At 40.2% G+C, this 20475-nt stretch carries 26 protein-coding genes; all 26 read left to right on the top strand.

All coding sequences use genetic code 11. The features are described from left to right. Positions 1–4: 4 nt before the first annotated feature. Positions 5–1408 carry an HslU--HslV peptidase ATPase subunit gene (gene hslU, locus PBF_RS07400; protein ID WP_035328946.1) on the top strand — a complete coding sequence of 468 codons (1404 nt, stop codon included), beginning with the start codon at positions 5–7 and terminating at the stop codon, positions 1406–1408. Between the two features lie 148 nt (positions 1409–1556). Continuing rightward, a complete protein-coding gene (gene codY, locus PBF_RS07405; RefSeq protein WP_035328947.1) occupies positions 1557–2336 on the top strand; it encodes a GTP-sensing pleiotropic transcriptional regulator CodY in 780 nt (259 codons plus the stop codon). 428 nt (positions 2337–2764) lie between these two features. After that, complete coding sequence (gene flgB, locus PBF_RS07410; protein ID WP_035328949.1) at positions 2765–3160, top strand: flagellar basal body rod protein FlgB; 396 nt, start codon at positions 2765–2767, stop codon at positions 3158–3160. 2 nt (positions 3161–3162) lie between these two features. Beyond that, positions 3163–3615 (top strand): flagellar basal body rod protein FlgC, encoded by a 453-nt coding sequence (gene flgC, locus PBF_RS07415; protein ID WP_035328951.1) that lies wholly within the window; start codon positions 3163–3165, stop codon positions 3613–3615. Between the two features lie 12 nt (positions 3616–3627). Then, on the top strand, positions 3628–3933 hold the full coding sequence (gene fliE / locus PBF_RS07420) for a flagellar hook-basal body complex protein FliE (protein ID WP_035328953.1): 306 nt from the start codon (positions 3628–3630) through the stop codon (positions 3931–3933). Positions 3934–4082: 149 nt separating this feature from the next. Further along, the gene (gene fliF / locus PBF_RS07425) at positions 4083–5696 is read left to right on the top strand and encodes a flagellar basal-body MS-ring/collar protein FliF (RefSeq protein WP_035328955.1); all 1614 of its coding nucleotides are present in this window, start codon (positions 4083–4085) and stop codon (positions 5694–5696) included. 12 nt (positions 5697–5708) lie between these two features. Continuing rightward, on the top strand, positions 5709–6725 hold the full coding sequence (fliG, locus tag PBF_RS07430) for a flagellar motor switch protein FliG (protein WP_035328957.1): 1017 nt from the start codon (positions 5709–5711) through the stop codon (positions 6723–6725). Next, positions 6709–7494 carry a flagellar assembly protein FliH gene (gene fliH, locus PBF_RS07435; protein ID WP_081757239.1) on the top strand — a complete coding sequence of 262 codons (786 nt, stop codon included), beginning with the start codon at positions 6709–6711 and terminating at the stop codon, positions 7492–7494. Before fliG ends, fliH begins: the two co-directional genes overlap by 17 nt. After that, a complete protein-coding gene (gene fliI, locus PBF_RS07440; protein ID WP_035328961.1) occupies positions 7491–8807 on the top strand; it encodes a flagellar protein export ATPase FliI in 1317 nt (438 codons plus the stop codon). Before fliH ends, fliI begins: the two co-directional genes overlap by 4 nt. Before the next feature lie 3 nt (positions 8808–8810). Next, positions 8811–9254, top strand: coding sequence for a flagellar export protein FliJ (gene fliJ / locus PBF_RS07445; protein WP_035328963.1), 444 nt, complete (start codon positions 8811–8813; stop codon positions 9252–9254). Between the two features lie 8 nt (positions 9255–9262). Beyond that, positions 9263–9874 (top strand): MotE family protein, encoded by a 612-nt coding sequence (locus PBF_RS07450; RefSeq protein WP_035328965.1) that lies wholly within the window; start codon positions 9263–9265, stop codon positions 9872–9874. A 27-nt stretch (positions 9875–9901) separates the two neighbouring features. After that, positions 9902–11146 (top strand): flagellar hook-length control protein FliK, encoded by a 1245-nt coding sequence (locus PBF_RS07455; protein WP_035328967.1) that lies wholly within the window; start codon positions 9902–9904, stop codon positions 11144–11146. Positions 11147–11158: 12 nt separating this feature from the next. Continuing rightward, complete coding sequence (gene flgD, locus PBF_RS07460) at positions 11159–11797, top strand: flagellar hook assembly protein FlgD (RefSeq protein ID WP_035328969.1); 639 nt, start codon at positions 11159–11161, stop codon at positions 11795–11797. A gap of 18 nt (positions 11798–11815) precedes the next feature. Next, on the top strand, positions 11816–12202 hold the full coding sequence (locus tag PBF_RS07465; protein ID WP_035328972.1) for a TIGR02530 family flagellar biosynthesis protein: 387 nt from the start codon (positions 11816–11818) through the stop codon (positions 12200–12202). After that, entirely contained in the window at positions 12195–12344 is a 150-nt protein-coding gene (locus tag PBF_RS26425; protein ID WP_200870024.1) for a hypothetical protein, read from the top strand. The genes PBF_RS07465 and PBF_RS26425 overlap by 8 nt, the downstream gene beginning before the upstream one ends. Then, complete coding sequence (locus PBF_RS07470; protein WP_035328974.1) at positions 12286–13494, top strand: flagellar hook-basal body complex protein; 1209 nt, start codon at positions 12286–12288, stop codon at positions 13492–13494. Before PBF_RS26425 ends, PBF_RS07470 begins: the two co-directional genes overlap by 59 nt. A 53-nt stretch (positions 13495–13547) precedes the next feature. Beyond that, a complete protein-coding gene (locus tag PBF_RS07475) occupies positions 13548–13772 on the top strand; it encodes a flagellar FlbD family protein (RefSeq protein ID WP_035328976.1) in 225 nt (74 codons plus the stop codon). Beyond that, positions 13759–14187: a flagellar basal body-associated protein FliL gene (gene fliL, locus PBF_RS07480; protein WP_035328978.1), complete on the top strand. Its 429-nt coding sequence runs from the start codon at positions 13759–13761 to the stop codon at positions 14185–14187. The genes PBF_RS07475 and fliL overlap by 14 nt, the downstream gene beginning before the upstream one ends. Positions 14188–14227: 40 nt before the next feature. Further along, a complete protein-coding gene (fliM, locus tag PBF_RS07485) occupies positions 14228–15226 on the top strand; it encodes a flagellar motor switch protein FliM (RefSeq protein WP_035328980.1) in 999 nt (332 codons plus the stop codon). Then, on the top strand, positions 15216–16511 hold the full coding sequence (gene fliY, locus PBF_RS07490) for a flagellar motor switch phosphatase FliY (RefSeq protein WP_035328982.1): 1296 nt from the start codon (positions 15216–15218) through the stop codon (positions 16509–16511). Before fliM ends, fliY begins: the two co-directional genes overlap by 11 nt. An 18-nt stretch (positions 16512–16529) precedes the next feature. After that, on the top strand, positions 16530–16892 hold the full coding sequence (locus PBF_RS07495) for a response regulator (protein WP_035328984.1): 363 nt from the start codon (positions 16530–16532) through the stop codon (positions 16890–16892). Between the two features lie 29 nt (positions 16893–16921). Next, entirely contained in the window at positions 16922–17632 is a 711-nt protein-coding gene (locus PBF_RS07500) for a flagellar biosynthetic protein FliO (protein WP_235192216.1), read from the top strand. Further along, complete coding sequence (gene fliP, locus PBF_RS07505; RefSeq protein WP_035328986.1) at positions 17625–18290, top strand: flagellar type III secretion system pore protein FliP; 666 nt, start codon at positions 17625–17627, stop codon at positions 18288–18290. The genes PBF_RS07500 and fliP overlap by 8 nt, the downstream gene beginning before the upstream one ends. Before the next feature lie 17 nt (positions 18291–18307). Then, positions 18308–18577: a flagellar biosynthesis protein FliQ gene (fliQ, locus tag PBF_RS07510; RefSeq protein ID WP_009330744.1), complete on the top strand. Its 270-nt coding sequence runs from the start codon at positions 18308–18310 to the stop codon at positions 18575–18577. A gap of 4 nt (positions 18578–18581) precedes the next feature. Beyond that, positions 18582–19358: a flagellar biosynthetic protein FliR gene (gene fliR / locus PBF_RS07515; RefSeq protein ID WP_035328988.1), complete on the top strand. Its 777-nt coding sequence runs from the start codon at positions 18582–18584 to the stop codon at positions 19356–19358. 1 nt (position 19359) lies between these two features. Then, the gene (flhB, locus tag PBF_RS07520) at positions 19360–20445 is read left to right on the top strand and encodes a flagellar biosynthesis protein FlhB (RefSeq protein ID WP_035328990.1); all 1086 of its coding nucleotides are present in this window, start codon (positions 19360–19362) and stop codon (positions 20443–20445) included. The last annotated feature ends 30 nt before the right edge of the window (positions 20446–20475 follow it).

The raw sequence follows: 20475 nt of genomic DNA on the forward strand, positions 1-20475 counted from the left end.
TTGCATGGGTAAAGGAACTAGTTTAACTCCGCGCCAAATTGTTGAGCGCTTGGATCAATATATCATCGGTCAAAAAGATGCAAAAAAAGCAGTTGCTGTTGCTCTTAGAAATCGCTATCGCCGCAGCTTGCTGGATGAAAAATTGCGGGAAGAAGTAAATCCTAAAAATATATTGATGATCGGCCCAACTGGAGTTGGAAAAACTGAAATTGCGCGCAGAATGGCTAAATTAGTCGGTGCACCATTTGTTAAAGTGGAGGCAACCAAATTCACTGAAGTGGGATATGTGGGCAGGGATGTTGAATCCATGGTCAGAGATCTCGTGGAAACATCTGTCCGTCTGGTAAAAGAAGAGAAGATGGCCAGTGTAAAGGAACGAGCAGAAGAAAGTGCCAACCGCCGCATTCTTGAACTGCTTGTACCTGGTGCCAAAAAAGCCGCTAATTATAAAAATCCACTTGAAATGCTATTTGGCGGAGGTAATGATCAGCAGCAGGATACGTATCAGACAGAAGATTTAAACCTCCAGGAAAAGCGCAAGATTGTAAAAGAAAAGCTTGCACTTGGCGAATTGGAAAATGAAGTTATTACCGTTGAAGTGGAAGAGCAGCAGCCTTCCATGTTTGACATGCTGCAGGGCTCGGGGATGGAGCAAATGGGCATGAATATGCAGGATGCACTCAGCAGCCTTATGCCAAAGAAAAGGAAAAAAAGAAAATTGACTGTAAGGGAAGCCAGAAAGATCCTGACAAATGAAGAAGCCCAAAAGCTGATTGATATGGATGAAGTCAGTCAGGAGGCTGTATTCCGTGCTGAACAGTCAGGAATAATATTTATTGATGAAATTGATAAAATTGCCAGCAAAAACAGCGGCGGTTCATCAGCTGATGTCTCAAGGGAAGGGGTTCAAAGAGATATTTTGCCGGTGGTGGAAGGTTCAACAGTAGTAACAAAATACGGATCTGTAAAAACAGACCATGTATTGTTTATTGCTGCAGGTGCTTTCCATATGGCAAAGCCATCTGACCTTATTCCTGAATTACAGGGGCGTTTTCCGATCCGTGTGGAGCTCACCAAGCTAACCGTTGAAGATTTCTACAAAATACTTGTGGAGCCCGATAATGCATTAATAAAACAATATGAAGCATTATTGGTAACTGAAGGTATACAAATTGAATTTTCTGACGATGCTATTCGTAGGATTGCTCAATTTGCCTTTGAAGTTAACCAAAATACAGATAATATCGGTGCAAGACGTCTTCATACAATCATGGAAAAACTGCTCGAAGATTTATCTTTTGAAGCACCGGACATCACCATGGATAAAATCACAATCACCCCTCAGTATGTTGAGGAGAAACTTGGAGCCATTTCCCGCAATAAGGATTTAAGCCAGTTTATTCTGTGACCTTATAGTTTAAAGATCAAGGTCAAAGGGTAACGGAAAGTGAATCCTGAAAAAAGTCAAAATGACGTATGATTCAATCTGAAGCAATAAGATATTTAATTTTAACAAAATATATGTTTATGGGTTGCAGCAAATAGGAGGAAATACAATGGATTTATTAACAAAAACAAGAAAAATTAATGCTATGCTTCAAAGAGCAGCCGGAAAGCCGGTTAACTTCAAAGAAATGTCAGAAACACTAAGTGATGTAATCGAAGCAAATATCTTTGTAGTAAGCCGCAGAGGCAAACTGCTTGGATTTGCAGTAAACCAGCAAATCGAAAATGAGCGCATGAAACAAATGCTTGAGGATCGTCAGTTCCCAGAAGAATATACAAAAAATTTATTTAACATCCAGGAGACTTCATCAAATCTGGATATGGAAAGCGAATATACTGCATTCCCTGTTGAAAACAAGGATCTTTTTGCAAGCGGCTTGACTACTATTGTTCCCATCATTGGCGGCGGTGAGCGTCTCGGCACACTAATTCTTGCGAGATTGCAGGAACAATTCCATGATGATGATTTAATTCTTGCTGAATATGGTGCTACCGTAGTTGGTATGGAAATTCTTCGTGAAAAAGCGGAAGAAATTGAAGAAGAAGCCCGCAGCAAAGCTGTTGTACAAATGGCAATCAGTTCTCTTTCATACAGCGAGCTTGAAGCGATCGAGCATATCTTCGAAGAGCTTAACGGCAACGAAGGACTTCTAGTTGCATCAAAAATTGCTGATCGTGTAGGCATTACCCGCTCTGTAATCGTAAATGCCCTAAGAAAACTCGAAAGTGCAGGAGTTATTGAGTCCCGGTCTTTAGGTATGAAGGGTACTTATATCAAAGTCCTGAATGACAAGTTCCTGGTTGAATTGGAAAAACTTAAATCAAACTAATAAAATCCGTAAAACCCGTCCTTAAATGGCGGGTTTTTTTGTTACAAATTTGTTACATAAGTAATTGGTAAATTTATGTATTTTAAACATTATTTATAAGTTCATTAGACATAGATTACATACTTTTCAATTGAGATAATTAATTTTGCAGTTCGAAAGAACTATAAAAGAGGATCTTGGGAAAAATCAGAAAGAATACATATTTAAGCTTATATGGTAATTATTACAAAATAACTTGTGTAACTTTCAGCATATTTAAAAGATTTGTCGAAAATAGGTCCAAAGAATCATTAAAATTAACCTTATGTACATAGACATATTATTTCATATTCATTACAATAATGTTTATGATGACATATTTTGTCCATTATCACCAATTTTCTACAATAATTACCATGTAAAATTTGTTTTTATGCGAGGTGTTATGATTGAAGCTGTTTTCCGGCACTATATCAACATTAGAACAAGCACTGAATTATTCTTCACTTAAACAAAAAGTAATATCACAAAATATTGCAAATGCCGATACTCCGAACTATAAAGCAAAAGATGCAAGCTTTAAAGCCGCTTTCAAGAACGCTTTAAATGATCCAATGGAAGCAAACAAAAGTGATTACAGGCATTACGATTTTAAAAATGGTTCATCCTCAGGGCAAGGTATAGTGACAAAACCTGATACTTCTTACAATCATAATGGCAATAGCGTTGATTTAGATAAGGAAATGGCCGATCTTGCTACAAATCAGATTTACTATAATGCAGTTATTGAACGGGTAAGCGGTAAGTTTTCCAGTCTGCAGAATGTATTGCGGGGAGGCAAATAGTAATGTCTATGTTTCATAGTATGAATAACACAGCATCGGCACTAACTGCCCAAAGGCTCCGTATGGATGTGATTTCTTCAAATATGGCTAATGCTGACTCAACAAGAAGTGTAAATGGAGATGAGCCCTATAGGAGAAAGTCGGTTGTATTGGAGCCGAAAGAAGGGCAATTTTCATCTTTCTTAAATATGGCAATGAGCAGAACCGGGGGAAGCACTGCTGGTAACGGTGTAAAGGTGTCAAGAATAGAAGAAGATCGTGAAACACCATTTAAAATGGTTTATGATCCAACCCATGTCGATGCAAATGAAAATGGTTATGTTGAAATGCCAAATGTGGACCCTTTAAGAGAAATGGCAGATCTTATTAGTGCAACAAGATCTTATGAAGCTAATGTGACGGTTTTTAATGCCTCTAAAGGTATGATGATGAAAGCTTTAGAAATCGGCAAATAAGGAGAACCTTAAATGAATAACTTAACTTTTATGCCAGTGAATGCTATTAAGCCTACTGAAAATCAAAAGACTCATACTTATACATCATTCGATGCCCAGCAAAGCTTTTCGTCGGTCTTAAAGCAATCAATTGAAAAAATAAACAATGCACAGCTTGAGTCAGATGCTATGACTGAAAAACTTGCCAGGGGAGAAAATATTGATCTTCACCAGGTGATGATTACATCTCAAAAAGCGAGCATTACAATGCAGGCTGCACTAGAAATTAGAAATAAAGTAATTGAAGCTTATCAGGAAGCAATGAGAATGCAAGTTTAATATTACAGCTGTTCCATTGAAAAAACTTAGAAAATTGAAAGAATCCGCTGATTGGTGGGGTTTTTTCAATTTTTTAATTAAAGAAATTATTAAAGCTAAAAACTAGTTAGGGCGGTTATTAGCTAAGACAGAATAACCGGAGGATTGTGATGAATGAGAAGCTACAGAGATATATAGGGAAAGTTAGAGAATACTGGGGCAGCAGGACAAAAAAACAAAAGACGATCATGATCGGAGCTGCTGCGCTATGTTTATTGCTTATCACAGCTGGCGCAATTCTGGGCACCAGGACAACACTTGTCCCTCTTTACAGCAACCTGACACCTTCGGAGACTGGAACAATTAAAGAAAGTCTCGATGCCAGGGGGGTTGTATCTGAAATAGCAGATGGAGGAACCACAATTAAAGTTCCTGAAGAGGTGGTCGATACACTGAAAGTTGAACTTGCAGCTGAAGGGATTCCTAAATCGGGAAGTATTGATTATTCATTTTTTAGCCAAAATGCGGGCATTGGTATGACAGAAAACGAATTTAATGTTTTAAAGCTTGAGGCAATGCAGACAGAATTAGCGAATCTTATGAAAGGGATCGATGGAGTTAACGATGCCAAGGTAATGATAAACCTGCCTGATAAAGGCATCTTTGTAAATGATCCTGCAGAGGAAGCATCTGCCTCCATTGTTCTTAACACCAAACCGGGTCATCAGTTTGAAGAATCACAAATTCAGGCGCTTTATCACCTGGCTGCGAAAAGTGTGCCTAATCTTCCCACTGATAATATCGTCATTACCAATCAGTTTTTTGAGTATTTTGATTTAAAAAATAAAGAAAATTCTTCACCTGAAAGCACCTTTGCAGCACAGCATGAAATCAAAAAAGAGATAGAACGGGATGTGCAGCGTCAGGTCCAGAATATGCTTGGCACTCTAATGGGTCAGGATAAGGTGGTTGTTTCTGTAACTGCTGATATTGACTTTACCCAGGAAAACAGGGAAGAAAACCTCGTTACACCTGTAGATGAGGAGAATATGGAAGGCATAGCGATCAGCGCTCAAAAGATAACTGAAACATTCACTGGAAACGGTAACGCTGCTGGCGGATTTACTCCGGCTGGCGGCAATGATGAACCTGCAGGCACCGATGCTGCCACTTATCAGGAAAATGGAAATTCCAATGGGGACTATGAACGAATTGAAGAAACAATCAATAATGAAGTAAATAAAATCCGCAAAGAGATAGTCGAAAGTCCATATAAAGTCAGAGACCTGGGCATTCAGGTAATGGTTGAACCGCCGACAGCGGATGATCCTGCATCACTTCCGCAGGAGAGAATCAACGATATCACCCAGATACTCGGAACGGTAGTCCGTACAACCATTAATAAAGACGCTGCTGGAGAAGAGGAATTAACAGACGAGGCGATTCAGAATAAAATTGTTGTCTCGGTACAGCCATTCAACGGAAAAGTTGAGTTTCCTAATGAGTCAAGCTACAAGCTTCCTTGGTGGGTTTATGCTATTGGCGGGCTTTTGCTATTGATTATTGCTATATTAATCTTCCTATTTATTAGAGCAAGAAAGAAGCAGAAACAGGAAATGGTAGATGAGATGGAAGTACAGGATGCTGAGACATTTAATCTTCCTGACGTTAATGAAGAGCAGGAGACAGAAAGTACAATGAAACGCAAGCAGCTTGAAAAAATGGCAAAAGAAAAGCCTGAAGACTTTGCAAAACTTCTTCGTACATGGATCGCTGAAGATTAAGGAGGGTGAAAGATGCCAAAAAAAGATCAGAAAGAATTAACAGGCAAGCAAAAAGCGGCTATTCTTCTTATTTCCCTTGGTCCTGATGTTGCATCCTCTGTTTATAAACATTTGAGCGAGGAAGAGATTGAAAAGTTGACCCTGGAAATCTCGGGTGTTCGGAAAGTTGATTCTTATGTTAAGGAAGAAATCCTTGAAGAATTCCATCAGATCGCCCTGGCACAGGATTATATTACCCAGGGCGGGATTGGATATGCAAAAACAGTTCTGGAAAAAGCATTAGGTACAGAGCAGGCTTCAGCAATTATTAACAGGTTAACGTCTTCTCTGCAGGTAAGGCCATTTGATTTCGCCAGAAAAGCGGATCCGGCACAAATACTGAATTTTATTCAGAATGAACATCCGCAGACCATTTCATTAATATTATCCTATCTTGATCCGGCTCAGGCAGGGCAGATTTTATCAGAATTGCCTCAGGAGATGCAGGCGGATATCGCCAGAAGAATTGCCGTTATGGACAGCACCTCACCTGAGATTATAAATGAAGTTGAACAGATTCTGGAGCGCAAACTATCTTCAACGGTAACGCAGGATTATACCCAGACCGGTGGCATCGAGTCAGTTGTCGATGTGCTTAATGGAGTTGACCGTGCGACCGAAAGAACCATTTTGGATGCGCTGGAAATTCAGGATCCGGAGCTTGCTGAAGAAATTAAGAAGAGAATGTTTGTGTTTGAAGACATCGTTACTCTTGATAGCCGCGCTATACAGCGTGTTATCCGGGATTGTGAAAGTGAAGACCTTATGCTTTCACTTAAGGTATCCAGTGATGAAGTTAAAGGAATTGTCTTTAAAAATATGTCTTCCAGAATGGTTGAAACCTTTAAGGATGAAATGGAATACATGGGTCCTGTGAGATTAAGAGATGTTGAAGAAGCCCAATCAAGAATAGTTGGCATTATAAGAAGATTGGAAGAATCAGGGGAGATCATCGTCGCACGCGGCGGAGGAGATGATATTATTGTCTAGGCTTATAAAATCATACTCTTCCGTAGTGCCTGAAGAAGAAAAGAAGGTCATTTCGATCAGACTGCTGCAAAGCAATTCAAACCATATTGAAGAGGAAGTAGAGCAGAGTGCAGCGAGACCGCATGAAGAGGTTCAAGCCATGCTGAACAGTGCCCGTGAGGAAGCTGAGAGGATTGTAAACTCTGCAAGAATAGATTCAGAAAATTTGGCCCGGCAAATGGAAGAGCAGCGAATGGCGCTTGAACAGGAAAAACAAAAAGTTCTTGAGGAAGCCCGATCAGAAGGATTTGCTGCGGGAGCAGATGAAGGCAGACAAACCGCTCTCAGGGAATACAGTGAACTGATTCAAATGGCAAGAGAAGTTGTAAACTCAGCTAAACATGATTATCAGCAGCACATCGAATCATCAGAACGGACCATTCTGAATATCGGTTTAAAGGTTGCAGGAAAAATACTCGGCGAAGTTCTTGAACAGAATAGTGACCAATTCCTTTCAATTGTAAAAAGGGCTTTAAAGGAAGCGAGAGAATATACTGAGATTCAGCTTCATGTGCACCCAATGCACTATGATTTGCTTCTATCCCATAAGGAAGAACTAATCCGGGTATTTCCTAAAGAGACAGATTTATATATTTATCCAAATGATGAACTAAGCAATACAAGCTGCATAATTGAATCAGCAAACGGAAGAATTGAAGCCAGTGTTGACAGCCAGCTTGAAGAAATAAAAATAAAACTCTTTGAAATGCTGGAGAGTGAACCAAATTGAAACTTGGACAGCTGATCAGCGAGATTGAAAAAGTAGATAGCTTTAAGCGTTTTGGCAGGGTAAAAAGAGTAGTGGGTCTGATGATTGAGTCCCAAGGCCCGGAAAGTTCGATTGGGGATGTATGCATTATTCATATCGGCAAAGGGAGCACAAGAAAGATCCAGGCGGAAGTTGTCGGATTTAAGAATGAGAATGTGATTCTTATGCCTTATACAGATGTACAAGATATTTCACCAGGCTCTCTTGTCGAGACAACCGCGAGACCTCTTGAGGTGAAGATAGGTCCAACTCTAATTGGTCAGGCGATAGACTCACTGGGACAGCCTCTCGATGGGTCAATGCTGCCAAAAGGGCTGACGCCTGTCCTAACGGAACAAACTCCTCCAAATCCGCTGAAAAGGCCGCCAATCTCTGAACCTATTGAAGTGGGTGTAAGAATGATCGACAGCCTGCTGACTGTAGGAAACGGACAGCGGGTCGGGATTTTTGCAGGCAGCGGAGTTGGAAAAAGCACACTTCTTGGAATGATAGCACGTAATACTAATGCAGATTTAAATGTGATTGCCCTTATTGGCGAGAGGGGCAGGGAAGTTAGGGAGTTTATTGAGAGGGACTTAGGGCCGGAGGGATTAAAAAGATCCATCGTGGTTGTCGCTACGTCTGATCAGCCGGCACTCATGAGAATTAAAGGGGCATACACAGCCACAGCAATTGCTGAATATTTCAGGGACAAAGGCTTAAATGTCATGTTAATGATGGATTCCGTAACACGGGTGGCAATGGCGCAGCGGGAAGTCGGCCTTGCAGTCGGTGAACCGCCAACAACAAAAGGATATACGCCATCTGTTTTTGCCGTTTTGCCTAAGCTGCTTGAAAGAACAGGAACAAATGAATATGGCTCTATAACGGCATTTTATACCGTATTGGTGGACGGCGACGATATGAATGAGCCAATCGCAGATACAGTCAGGGGAATACTGGATGGACACTTTGTCCTGGACCGGTCATTAGCGAACAAGGGGCAATATCCCGCTATAAATGTCCTGAAAAGTGTAAGCAGGGTAATGAATCATATCGCAGATGCCTCTCATATTAAGTCAGCAGAAAAAGTAAGAGAAATGCTGAGCACATATATCAATGCAGAGGATCTAATAAATATTGGAGCCTATAAACGCGGGTCATCTATGGAAATAGACGAAGCCATACGATTGTATCCTTCGATAATCTCTTTTTTGAAACAAGAAACGAATGAAAAAATTTCTATCTTGGAAAGCATTGGCCAATTAAAGGGATTAGCTGGAAAAGGAGAATAAAATATGCAGTACCAATTTAAATTCAATAAAATTCTGAAGATTAAAGAAAGAGAAAAAGATCAGGCGTTTGATGTATACAATCAGGCTGTAAAACGATTCGAAGAAACTGCAAAGAAACTGTACGACCTGCTGAAAAAGAAAGAAGATCTGGAAGAATATCAGCTATCAAGACTGACTAAAGGACTTCCTGTTCAGGAAATCAGGCATCACCAGCATTTTGTGAGCAGCCTTGAGAAAACAATTGACCACTATCAAAAGATGGTGGCAAATGCAAGAAGCCAAATGAATTTCCAGCAGGAGAAACTGATGGAAAAAAATATTGAAGTAAAAAAATATGAAAAAATGCAGGAAAAAGATTTAGCAGGCTTTTTGGAAAGCATGAAGCAAGCAGAAGGAAGGCAAATGGATGATATCTCGATTCAGCTGTATATGAATCGGGGAAATTAGGTGGTTAAATGGAAAGAATTTCAGAAGAACAAGAGAAACCAAAAACAAGCAGGTTTAAGTGGTTTATATATGCTTTCTTAATCCCGATCCTGTTCGGAATAACTGTAGCTCTGCTGGTTTTTACAATTACCGGAAATAATATTTTTGAAACAGCTAAAGAATTTAGCGGGAAAGTGCCATTTATAGCTTCAGTTTTTGATGATACAAATTCCCGTTCGCAGGAAGTGATGGAGGAGCAGCTCATCGGGCTGCAGGCAGAAGTAAAAGATCGTGAAGCAAGGATATCTCAGCTGGAAAGCGAGCTTGACAGCAAAGAGCTGGAAATAGAAAGGGCAGGGATGGAAAAGCAAAGGCTGGAGGAAGAAATCAGCGAGCTAACAGCTATAAAGGAAGAGAACAAGCGGGCATTTAAAGATATCGTAAAGACATATGAAAGTATTTCTGCTAAAAAAGCTGCACCCATTTTAACGGAGATGAAGGATGAAGAAGCAGTAAAAATCCTATCAAATGTTAATTCTGATACACTGGCTGCCATCATGGAGAAGATGAATCCCGAAGATGCTGCACGTTATACAGGACTCCTGACAGCAGCTAAAGAAGCAGGAGGATCGGATAATTAACAGAAATCCTGAAAGGAGGTGAAATAAGTGCAAATTGGAGGGGTAGGATTCATCCAGTCACAATTTTCATCTGAAGATAAACTATCACAGCAGGACACAGGCAGCCCAGGTTTTGGTAGTCTTTTCTTCGCTTTAACCGGATCAGCCAAACCGCAAGGAGAAAGTTTAACTTCTGCAGCAGATGAGAATAAGATCGAACAGTTAAAGGAAATAATTGAATTTCTTAAAGTAAGTGAGATTACCGACTTAGAAAACGGAAGCGAGCTGCTAGAGAAGATTTCACTACAAAATGAAACTGGCATCATTGATATCATTTCAGAGCAGCTGGATCTTTCACAGGAAGAATTGGTGCAGATGCTTGAGGGATTTATTGAGCAGGTACTGCCGGAAGTAAAGCTTAAGGGTGTATATTCCAAAGAAGATATAGATCCAGAAAACAAAATCCGTTTATTAATTTCAGCAATCTCCGATTTTGATCAAAAAGAAGGCATCAGCATGCAGGGGAAAGATTTTAACGGGGTATTAAAAGCTCTGAAATTGTATGAATTGCTGTCTGCGAAACAGGACTTTCACACTAGTAAACTAAACCTGAAAGATTTCCTGAATAATGTTCAAGTGAAAATTGAGAGTCTGATAAAAAATAGAGAGGGTATTTTACAGAAGCTTTTTACCCCGCTTGCAGCCGAATTAAACTCTATAAAACAATCAAATAATGCTGCTAATGAACCTGCGGGCGAGACTGCCGGTAAATTTGCTCACAGAGCAGAAACTGGTTTACAGGGATTTATTCAGGTGCAATCCTTCTCAAAGCCTGAACAGATGTCTCTCCTGAGTCCTCAGGGAAAGACAGTAAGTGCAGACCAGCTTATGCAGCAATTTGAAAACATATTATCCCGGAGTAATTTCCTAAAAATGGGAGGGGCGCAAAAGTTATTTATCAAACTGAACCCAGACCATCTTGGAGCGCTGCGGATAGAGCTTATTCAAAAAGACTCTGCGATGATTGCAAGGATACTTACTTCCACTGGAGCAGCTAAAGAAATTCTGGATTCACATATTAATGGATTGAAGCAGGCCTTTAGTTCACAAAACATCCAGATCGAGAGAATAGAAATCTCTCAGCAAATGACACAGCAGGATCGGTCTTTCAACAGAGATCCCCAGCAGCAGGAACAGAGGCAGCAGCAAAACAAGGATGAACATAATAATCAGCAGCCTGAGAGAGAATTTAACAGCTCTTTTGAAGAAGCACTTCTTAATACAGAAGCATAGGAGTGATAGTAATTGGCAAACACAATAGATTCTTCCCTGATGCTATCAAACTATCAAAGCCAAACCAGAAAAACCGGCTCAGATATATTAGGAAAAGATGATTTCCTGAAAATTCTAATGACACAGCTGCAAAACCAGGATCCAATGAATCCGATGCAGGACAAGGACTTCATTGCGCAAATGGCAACCTTCTCGTCTTTGGAGCAGATGACCAATATGAATAAGACGATGGAGAAGTTTGTTCAAGCCAACGAGCAAAATCAATTAATTTCTTACAATCAATTTGTTGGGAAAAATGTTACATGGCATAAATTGAAAGAATCAGATGACCCGGCTAAGCCGCCAACTATTGAAGAGGGGAATGGCAAAGTAGCTTCTATTCAGTTTAAGGACAGCAGTGTCCTCTTTATTTTAGAAGATGGAACCAAACTTGAACCTGCAAATATATCACAGGTTAAGGAAGCATCTAACGATAGTCATGTACAGCAGGCCAGTATGATGATTGGCAAGAAGGTTACTTTTCTGGATGCTGACGAAAAGGAAGTTTCTTCTCTAATCAAGTCAGTTTCTTTTAGAGATGGCAAGACACTTTTCCAATTGGAAGATGGCAAAATGAGCATAACAGCGTCTCAAATTATCGGTGTTGAATAAGTAAAGGAGCGTTATTGGATGGATAAGTTGATGTTTCGTCCGATCCATACCCAGAATGTAGTCACCAAACAGGCTAAACCTGTTCATTTAACAAACAAGGGGCAAAATGGTTTTTCAAAACATTTGCAGACTGCCCTGGAAAATAACAGCAAACTAATTGTCAGTAAACATGCAGAACAGCGGATGAACCAAAGAGGCATAGAAATTACAGGTGAGCGCTGGCAGCAAATTGAAAATAAAATGCATGAAGCAAAAAAGCTTGGTGTAAATGAATCCCTTGTATTACTGAAGGATGCAGCACTTGTTGTAAGCGCCAAAAACAATACAGTAATAACTGCTATGGATCGACAAGAAGCAGGTACTCAAATTTTCACCAACATCAATGGAACTATTATTCTTGATTAAATTAACAAGGCTGGACCTTTATAAAGGAAGCCTGGGCTGCGGAATGACAGAAGCTGCCAATAAAGAGAGGAGCGATTTAAGATATGCTACGTTCGATGTACTCGGGAATAAGCGGAATGAAAAACTTTCAAACGAAGCTTGATGTCATTGGAAATAATATTGCGAATGTAAATACATTCGGCTACAAAAAGGGCCGTGTAACTTTTAAAGATACGATGAACCAGACAATTTCTGGAGCAAGTGCCGCCCAGGATAATCGTGGTGGTAAAAACCCGATGCAGGTTGGACTGGGTTCGACCATTGCTACGATTGATACGATTCATACAGGTTCAAGTTTGCAGACAACTGGGCGTTCGTTAGACCTTGGGATTGATGGTGATGGGTATTTTGTTGTAAGACAAGGAGATGCACAATATTATACAAGGGCGGGTAACTTATATTTAGATGACAATGGAAACCTCGTAAATGCCGATGGGCTAAAAGTGCAAGCATATACTGTTAATCCCAATACTAAACAACCAACGAATATTCTTGGTGATGTAGCAGTTAACGTTAACTCGGTTATGCCCTCAAAAGCAACAGATACTATTACCTTTTCTGGGAATCTTTATGGTCAAGAAAATGAATTATTTACTCAACAAATGAAGTTAATTGATAAAAATGGAAATGGCCACAACTTTGAGGTTCAGTTTGAAAGAGGTGCAACCAACACTTGGTCAGTCAAGCTTATTTCAGGCACTAAAGAGGCGGATATAGGAAATATAACATTTAGTGGTACTCCTTTGGCTGCTTCATTTAATGAATCATCATGGACTATTGATTTAGACGGAGATAGTAATGCTGATTTTACAGATGCAAATATCAATATCAATGTTGATCAATTGACATCTGCAGATGGCGAACTGACTGCCATGGCAGATCCGAATGGAAACACTTCAGGAAGCCTTGAAAGTTTTAATATAGGATCAATGGGTGAAATAAATGGTGTCTATTCTAATGGACTGATACAAAATCTTGGCTTCATAGCTCTAGCAAAATTCAGTAACCCATCAGGTCTGACAAAAACTGGTAATAACTTATTCCAAGAATCTATCAACTCAGGCACTGCAAATATAAACGTAGCAGGAGAAGGTCGTGGAGTTATCGCTTCCGGCTCCCTGGAAATGTCCAACGTAGACCTATCAGAAGAATTCACTGAAATGATTACAGCCCAGCGCGGTTTCCAGGCAAACACCCGCATCATTACAACATCAGATGAAATCCTGCAGGAGCTTGTTAATTTAAAACGTTAATCTAAAGGAGGGTCAGGGCTGAAGATACAGGATCTTGAGCCCTGAAAAAAACATTGATTAAAGTATCTCGCCTGAACGGCAAAACTTTTGTATTGAATGCTTTGTACATAGAAACAGTAGAGTCTTTTCCAGATACGACTATTACGCTCACTAATGGAAAGAAGTTTGTTGTAAAGGAAACTGAAGACCGAGTCATGCATTTGATTTTAGGATTCTATCAATCTGTTAATCTACTGGGGCAGCAGCTGGCGGAGGGAATTGAAAATGAAGAACAATAAGCTGTTAATGATAATGTTAATGATGCTTGTAGCAATCACGCTTATAGGAGCTATTGCCCTTGTGCTTGTAATGAAGTTTTCGGGTGATAATGAAACAAAAGAGCCGACAATTGATGAAGTGCTGGAGGCCTCTGTGGATATTCCGCAAGTTACAGCCAATTTAGCGAGTGATGATTATATCCGGATTTCTTTTAAGATACAAACTGAAAACAAAAAAGCAAAAGAGGAACTGCAAAAAAGAGATTTCCAGGTTAAAAATCTCATCATCCAGGAATTGTCTGAAATGAAATCAGAGGATATACAGGGGAAAGAAGGCCAAATCAAGCTGCAGGAAGATTTGAAAACCAAGATAAATGGTTTAATGCAAGAAGGAAAGATCGTTCAGGTGTACATAACTGAATCTCTCCTCCAGTGATAACCAAATAATTAACTGCAATAGATGGAGGTGAGGATTCATGTCAGGTGAGGTTTTATCGCAAAGCGAGATTGATGCTCTGCTTTCGGCTCTCTCTACCGGAGAAATGGATGCAGATGAGCTGAAAAAGGAACAAACTGAGAAAAAAGTAAAAGTTTATGATTTTAAGAGAGCATTAAGATTTTCTAAAGATCAAATTCGAAGTTTAACTAGAATTCATGAGAATTTTGCCCGGCTTCTAACCACCTTTTTTTCTGCCCAGCTGAGGACCTATGTCCAGATTTCGGTTGCTTCTGCGGATCAGATACCATATGAAGAATTTATCCGGTCCATCCCTAAAATGACTATATTGAATGTAATTGAGGTGCCCCCTCTGGCTGGAAGAATTCTTATGGAAGTGAATCCAAACGTCGCCTATGCCATGATGGACAGGCTGATGGGCGGCCGAGGGACAAGCATCAATAAAGTTGATAATTTAACAGAAATTGAAACAAAAATCATGTCAGCTACATTTGAAAGAGCATTTGAAAACTTAAGGGAAGCCTGGAGTACAATCGCTGACATTGATCCGATATTGTCTGATTTTGAGGTAAATCCGCAATTTCTGCAAATGGTCTCGCCAAATGAAACAGTTGTCGTTATATCACTAAATACGACAATTGGTGAAACGAGTGGAATGATTAATATATGTATACCTCACGTCGTTCTGGAGCCCATTATTCCTAAGCTGTCTGTACATTATTGGATGCAGACGGACAAAAAGGAAAGGGAGCCGGAGGTCATTGCCCGGCTTGAACGAAACATTCAGAAAGCGGAAGTTCCGGTCATATGTGAACTCGGCAGTTCTGACATAGCCATCCAGGAATTCTTATCACTTGATATTGGAGATGTCATTGAGTTAAACCAGGGAATTGATAGGCCGCTTACTATAAAAGTCGGCAATATCCCTAAATTCATTGGACAACCCGGAAAATTGAACAAAAAAATGGCTGTGCAAATTTTAGACACTGTGAAAGGGGGAGATGAGGATGATGAGTGATGATATGCTTTCGCAAGATGAGATTGATGCTCTATTAAGGGGAGCAGCTGACGACAGTGACGAAACAGAAAGTTATAATGAGGCATTTTTTCAAACTGAGGATTATTTGTCACATATGGAACAGGATGCTTTAGGTGAAATCGGCAATATCTCTTTTGGAAGCTCTGCAACTGCATTGTCTACGTTATTAAATCAAAAAGTTGATATCACAACTCCGGCTGTTTCAGTTGTTTTGCGCAAGAAATTAGCTGATGAATTCCCGCATCCTTATGTAGCAATTCAGGTGAATTATACGGAAGGCTTCTTCGGAAGCAACCTGCTTGTAATACAGCAATCGGATGCTGCCATCATTGCTGATTTAATGCTTGGGGGAGACGGGACCAGCCCTGCTGAACTAATGGGTGAAATTCAGTTAAGCGCTGTTCAGGAGGCAATGAACCAGATGATGGGTTCTGCAGCCACTTCGATGTCAACCATCTTTGGTAAAAAGGTTGATATTTCGCCACCGGCAATTGATCTTCTTGATTTGCCGCATGGAGAAGGTGCTGAACGAGTTCCTGAGGAAGAAATGCTGGTAAGAATATCGTTCCGCTTAAAGATAGGCAGTCTTATTGATTCGAATATTATGCAGCTGCTTCCTTTGGAATTTGGTAAAAGTCTTGTAAATGAATTATTGAATCCGGGTCAAGGTCTGCCGGCAGAGGGGGCGGCTCCTGATGAAAAACCAGTTATGCAGTCTCACTCTGATTTTCAGGATAGTCAGCTTTCATTTGATAAAAAACCAGAAGTAAGCACTTCGGGTTATGACCAGCAGTACGCTCAAACAAATTATCCAGGGACCCCGGCTTATTCACAGCCGGTTATGAATCAGGCATCGAACCCTCAAAGCTATACACCTGCACAAAACCATGCTCAGCAGTCCGGACCGCAGCATTTCGGAGGCTCTTATGCAAACGGGGTGCAGCCGAATGTACAGCCGGCAGCTTTTTCGAGCTTTGAACCATACCATATGCAAGAGACTGAAACAAAGAATTTGGATATGCTTTTGGACATACCGCTTCAGGTAACGGTTGAGCTGGGAAGGACAAAACGTTCCGTAAAGGAGATTCTTGAATTGTCTTCCGGTTCAATTATTGAACTGGATAAACTGGCCGGTGAACCTGTTGATATTCTGGTGAATAACCGGTTAATCGCCCAGGGTGAAGTAGTTGTCATTGATGAGAACTTTGGTGTGAGGGTTACAGATATTATCAGCCAGAGTGACCGTATAAAAAAATTAAGATAATAAGTGGGGGTTATAAGAATGGCACATAAAATTTTAATAGTTGATGATGCAGCTTTTATGCGAATGATGATAAAAGATATTTTATCCAAGAATGGCTATGACGTAGTGGGTGAAGCTGCTGACGGTGCACAGGCTGTTGAAAAATATAAGGAAACACAGCCTGACCTTGTCACAATGGATATCACCATGCCGGAAATGGATGGAATTACAGCTCTGAAAGAGATCAAAAAATTGAATCCAAGTGCTAAAGTCATTATGTGTTCTGCAATGGGCCAGCAGGCGATGGTCATTGATGCCATTCAGGCTGGCGCGAAGGATTTTATCGTAAAACCATTCCAGGCTGATAGAGTTCTTGAAGCAATCGGCAAAACTTTGGGCTAGTGATTATTCTTTTTAGAGGGTGCAAAATAGTGTGGAATGTAAAGAAAGTGATTTCTTTGCTGCTGTTGTTATCAATTGTTCTGCTGGGCATGCAGCCGCTGGCCCAGGCAGAGCAATTGAATAATAGTGTTAAAGAATGTATGGATAACCCGGAAAAATGCAAGGAACAGGAATCAAAGGAAACAAAAGAATCAAAGGAAACAAAAGAATCAAAGGATTCAGAGGCAGCTGAAGGACAGCCTGAACAGGATGAAAGCGGAAAGATCGGTCTTACTTCCTGGGATTTTATAAAAATGATTTTAGCAACAGGCTTTACTATTGGATTACTCTATGCTCTCCTAAAGTTCATCAATAAAAAAAGCAAAGTATATAACAGGTCGCAATTAGTTGAAAACCTCGGTGGTACAGCTTTAGGTGCAAACAGGTCAGTCCAGCTGATTAAAGTGGGAAAGCGCATTTTGGTAGTAGGGGTAGGAGAAAATATTCAGCTGTTAAAAGAAATAGACAACTCAGAAGAGTACAGCCAGATCATCAAAGAGCATAATGACAAACTGGAACAGCTTATCCGTCCAAGCGATATTGTGACAAAGGTGATGAAAAGAACACAGCAAACAGATGAAAGCAAGCAAGGCAGCCAAAATTTCAGTACACTGCTCGGGATTCAGCTGGCTGAAATGAAAAAGGGCAGAAAAAAACTGTTTGATGAGTTAGAAAGAAAGGGCCAGAAGAAAGATGAATGAATTCATGGAGTTTTTTAATAGCAGCTCTCCTGAAAATGTATCTACATCTGTGAAGCTTTTTTTATTGCTGACGGTACTTTCTCTCGCGCCGAGTATTCTAATATTAATGACTTGTTTTACAAGGATAGTCATCGTTCTTTCCTTTGTCAGAACGGCGCTTGCTACTCAGCAAATGCCGCCGAACCAAGTTTTAATAGGCTTATCCTTATTCCTGACATTCTTTATCATGGCTCCGACCATGCAGGAAGTGAACGAACAGGCTTTAACACCTTTATTCAATGAAGAAATAAATCTGGAACAAGCATATGAAAAAGCTTCAATACCCTTTAAAGAATTTATGAGTGCCCATACGAGGCAGAAGGATTTGGCTTTATTTCTTGAATACTCCGGAGCTGAAGCACCGGCTTCCATTGAAGATATTCCGCTTACGAGTCTTGTTCCGGCCTTTGCCATAAGTGAAATTAAAACAGCTTTTCAAATTGGCTTTATGATTTTTATTCCATTTCTGGTGATCGACATGGTTGTTGCCAGTGTATTGATGTCCATGGGGATGATGATGCTTCCTCCCGTTATGATTTCGCTTCCGTTCAAAATATTATTATTTGTACTGGTGGACGGATGGTACTTAGTAGTTAAATCCCTTTTACAAAGCTTTTAAGCAGGTGAACATTCAGAATGACTCCAGAAACAGTAATATCCATTGCAGAAAGAGGGATCATCACCGTATTGATGATTTGCGGTCCCTTGCTAATTCTGGCACTAGTAGTCGGCTTGGTAGTCAGCATCTTTCAGGCTACAACCCAAATTCAGGAACAGACACTGGCTTTTATTCCTAAAATTGTAGCGGTCCTTGTCGGTGTTGTTTTCTTTGGACCATGGATGCTTAGCCATATGCTATCTTATGCAAATGAGATTTTTTCTAATTTGACCAGGTTTGTAGGCTGATGACATGTTAGATTTTCTGCCTTCTTTTCCTGCTTTTTTACTTATTTTTGTAAGGGTGACATCTTTCTTTTTAATGATGCCCCTTTTTTCATACAGATCCATTCCGGCATCACACAAAATTGGCCTTGGCTTCTTTTTGGCCTGGATTATGTTCCTCGGAATGGATGTCCCGGCTCTTGAAATTGACGGTACTTATTTTCTATTAATCATAAAAGAAGCATTGGTTGGGCTGATGGTTGGATTTATTGCCTATTTGATTCTTTCAGCCATTCAAATTGCCGGAGGATTTATTGATTTTCAGATGGGTTTTGCCATAGCGAATGTGATTGATCCGCAGACAGGAGCGCAGAGCCCATTAATGGGACAGTATTTGTACACGATCGCTCTCTTTTTTTTATTAACTGTCAATGGACATCATCTCATGCTTGATGGAGTGTTTTACAGCTATAATTTTATCCCGCTTGATCAGGCATGGATTTCTTTCGGGAATGAAAATATGACTGAATATGTCATAAAAGCCATGAATACGATGTTCGTTATTGCCTTTCAGATGTCCATCCCTGTTGTCGGCAGTCTGTTTCTCGTGGATGTCGCGTTAGGGATTGTCGCAAGGACAGTTCCGCAGCTAAATGTTTTCGTCGTCGGGCTTCCTTTGAAAATAGGCGTCAGTTTTATTGTCCTCATAATTGTTATGAGTGTATTAATATACGCGTTTTCCATTGCAATTGAAACGATGCTGGAAACAATGAGAGGGCTGATGGAGCTTATGGGAGGTTCATAGAATGAAGTTATTGCTTTCTTTAGATCTCCAGCTGTTTTCCGGAGAAAAAACAGAAAAAGCCACTCCGAAAAAGAGGCAGGATTCCAGAAAAAAAGGACAAGTAGCCAAAAGCCAGGATGTTAATACAGCCATCGTCCTTTTAGCGGTGTTTCTGTTTTTGCTGTTTGCCGGATCGTATTTGAAGAATATCATCCTTTATATATTTACGCACTCATTTAATGATTATATGATGATGCCTCTGACAGAGGCGAATGTTCAGGTGATCTTTCTTGATGTCTTAAAGGAACTGGTACTTTTTTTAGGTCCGATCATGCTGATTGCTATGCTTGCGGGTGTGCTTGCTAACTTCATGCAGGTAGGTACTCTTTTGTCAACAGAAGCAATACAGCCTAAATTGGAGAAATTGGATCCAATAAAAGGCTTTAAGCGCATTTTTTCCATGAGGGCGATCGTGGAGCTGCTGAAGTCGATGCTCAAGATTGCTTTTGTGGGTGTCGCTGCATTTGCGGTTTTATGGTTAAGAATAGATGAAATATTAATTCTTTCTCAAAAATCAGTTGGAACGGCGCTGGCCACCATTGCAAGTCTAACCGTTCAAATGGGCTTAATAGCATCAGCAGCTCTCCTATTTTTATCAGTTTTGGATTATCTCTATCAAAAATATGATTTTGAAAAAAATATCCGCATGTCTAAACAAGACATTAAAGACGAACACAAAAATAGTGAAGGAGACCCTTTAATTAAATCCAAGATCAAACAAAGACAGAGGGAAATGGCAATGAGAAGGATGATGCAGGAAGTCCCTAAAGCGGATGTGGTTATCACGAACCCTACACATTTTGCCATAGCCCTGAGCTATGATGAAACAAAAAGTGATGCTCCGATTGTAGTTGCGAAAGGTGTGGACTTTGTTGCCCAAAAGATTAAATTGATTGCAAAGGAGCATGATGTGATTGCAGTTGAAAACAGGCCGCTTGCCAGGGCTCTTTATAGTCAGGCGGAAATTGGCCAAGCCATCCCTGAAGAATTTTTCAAAGCTGTTGCAGAGATTTTAGCATATGTGTACAGAACTAAAAACAAAATTTAACCAGAGAAATATGGAATAGCTGGTCATAGG

This window comes from Cytobacillus firmus DS1, assembly GCF_000565285.1.
In the GTDB taxonomy this organism is placed as follows: Bacteria; Bacillota; Bacilli; order Bacillales; family Cytobacillaceae; genus Cytobacillus; species Cytobacillus firmus_A.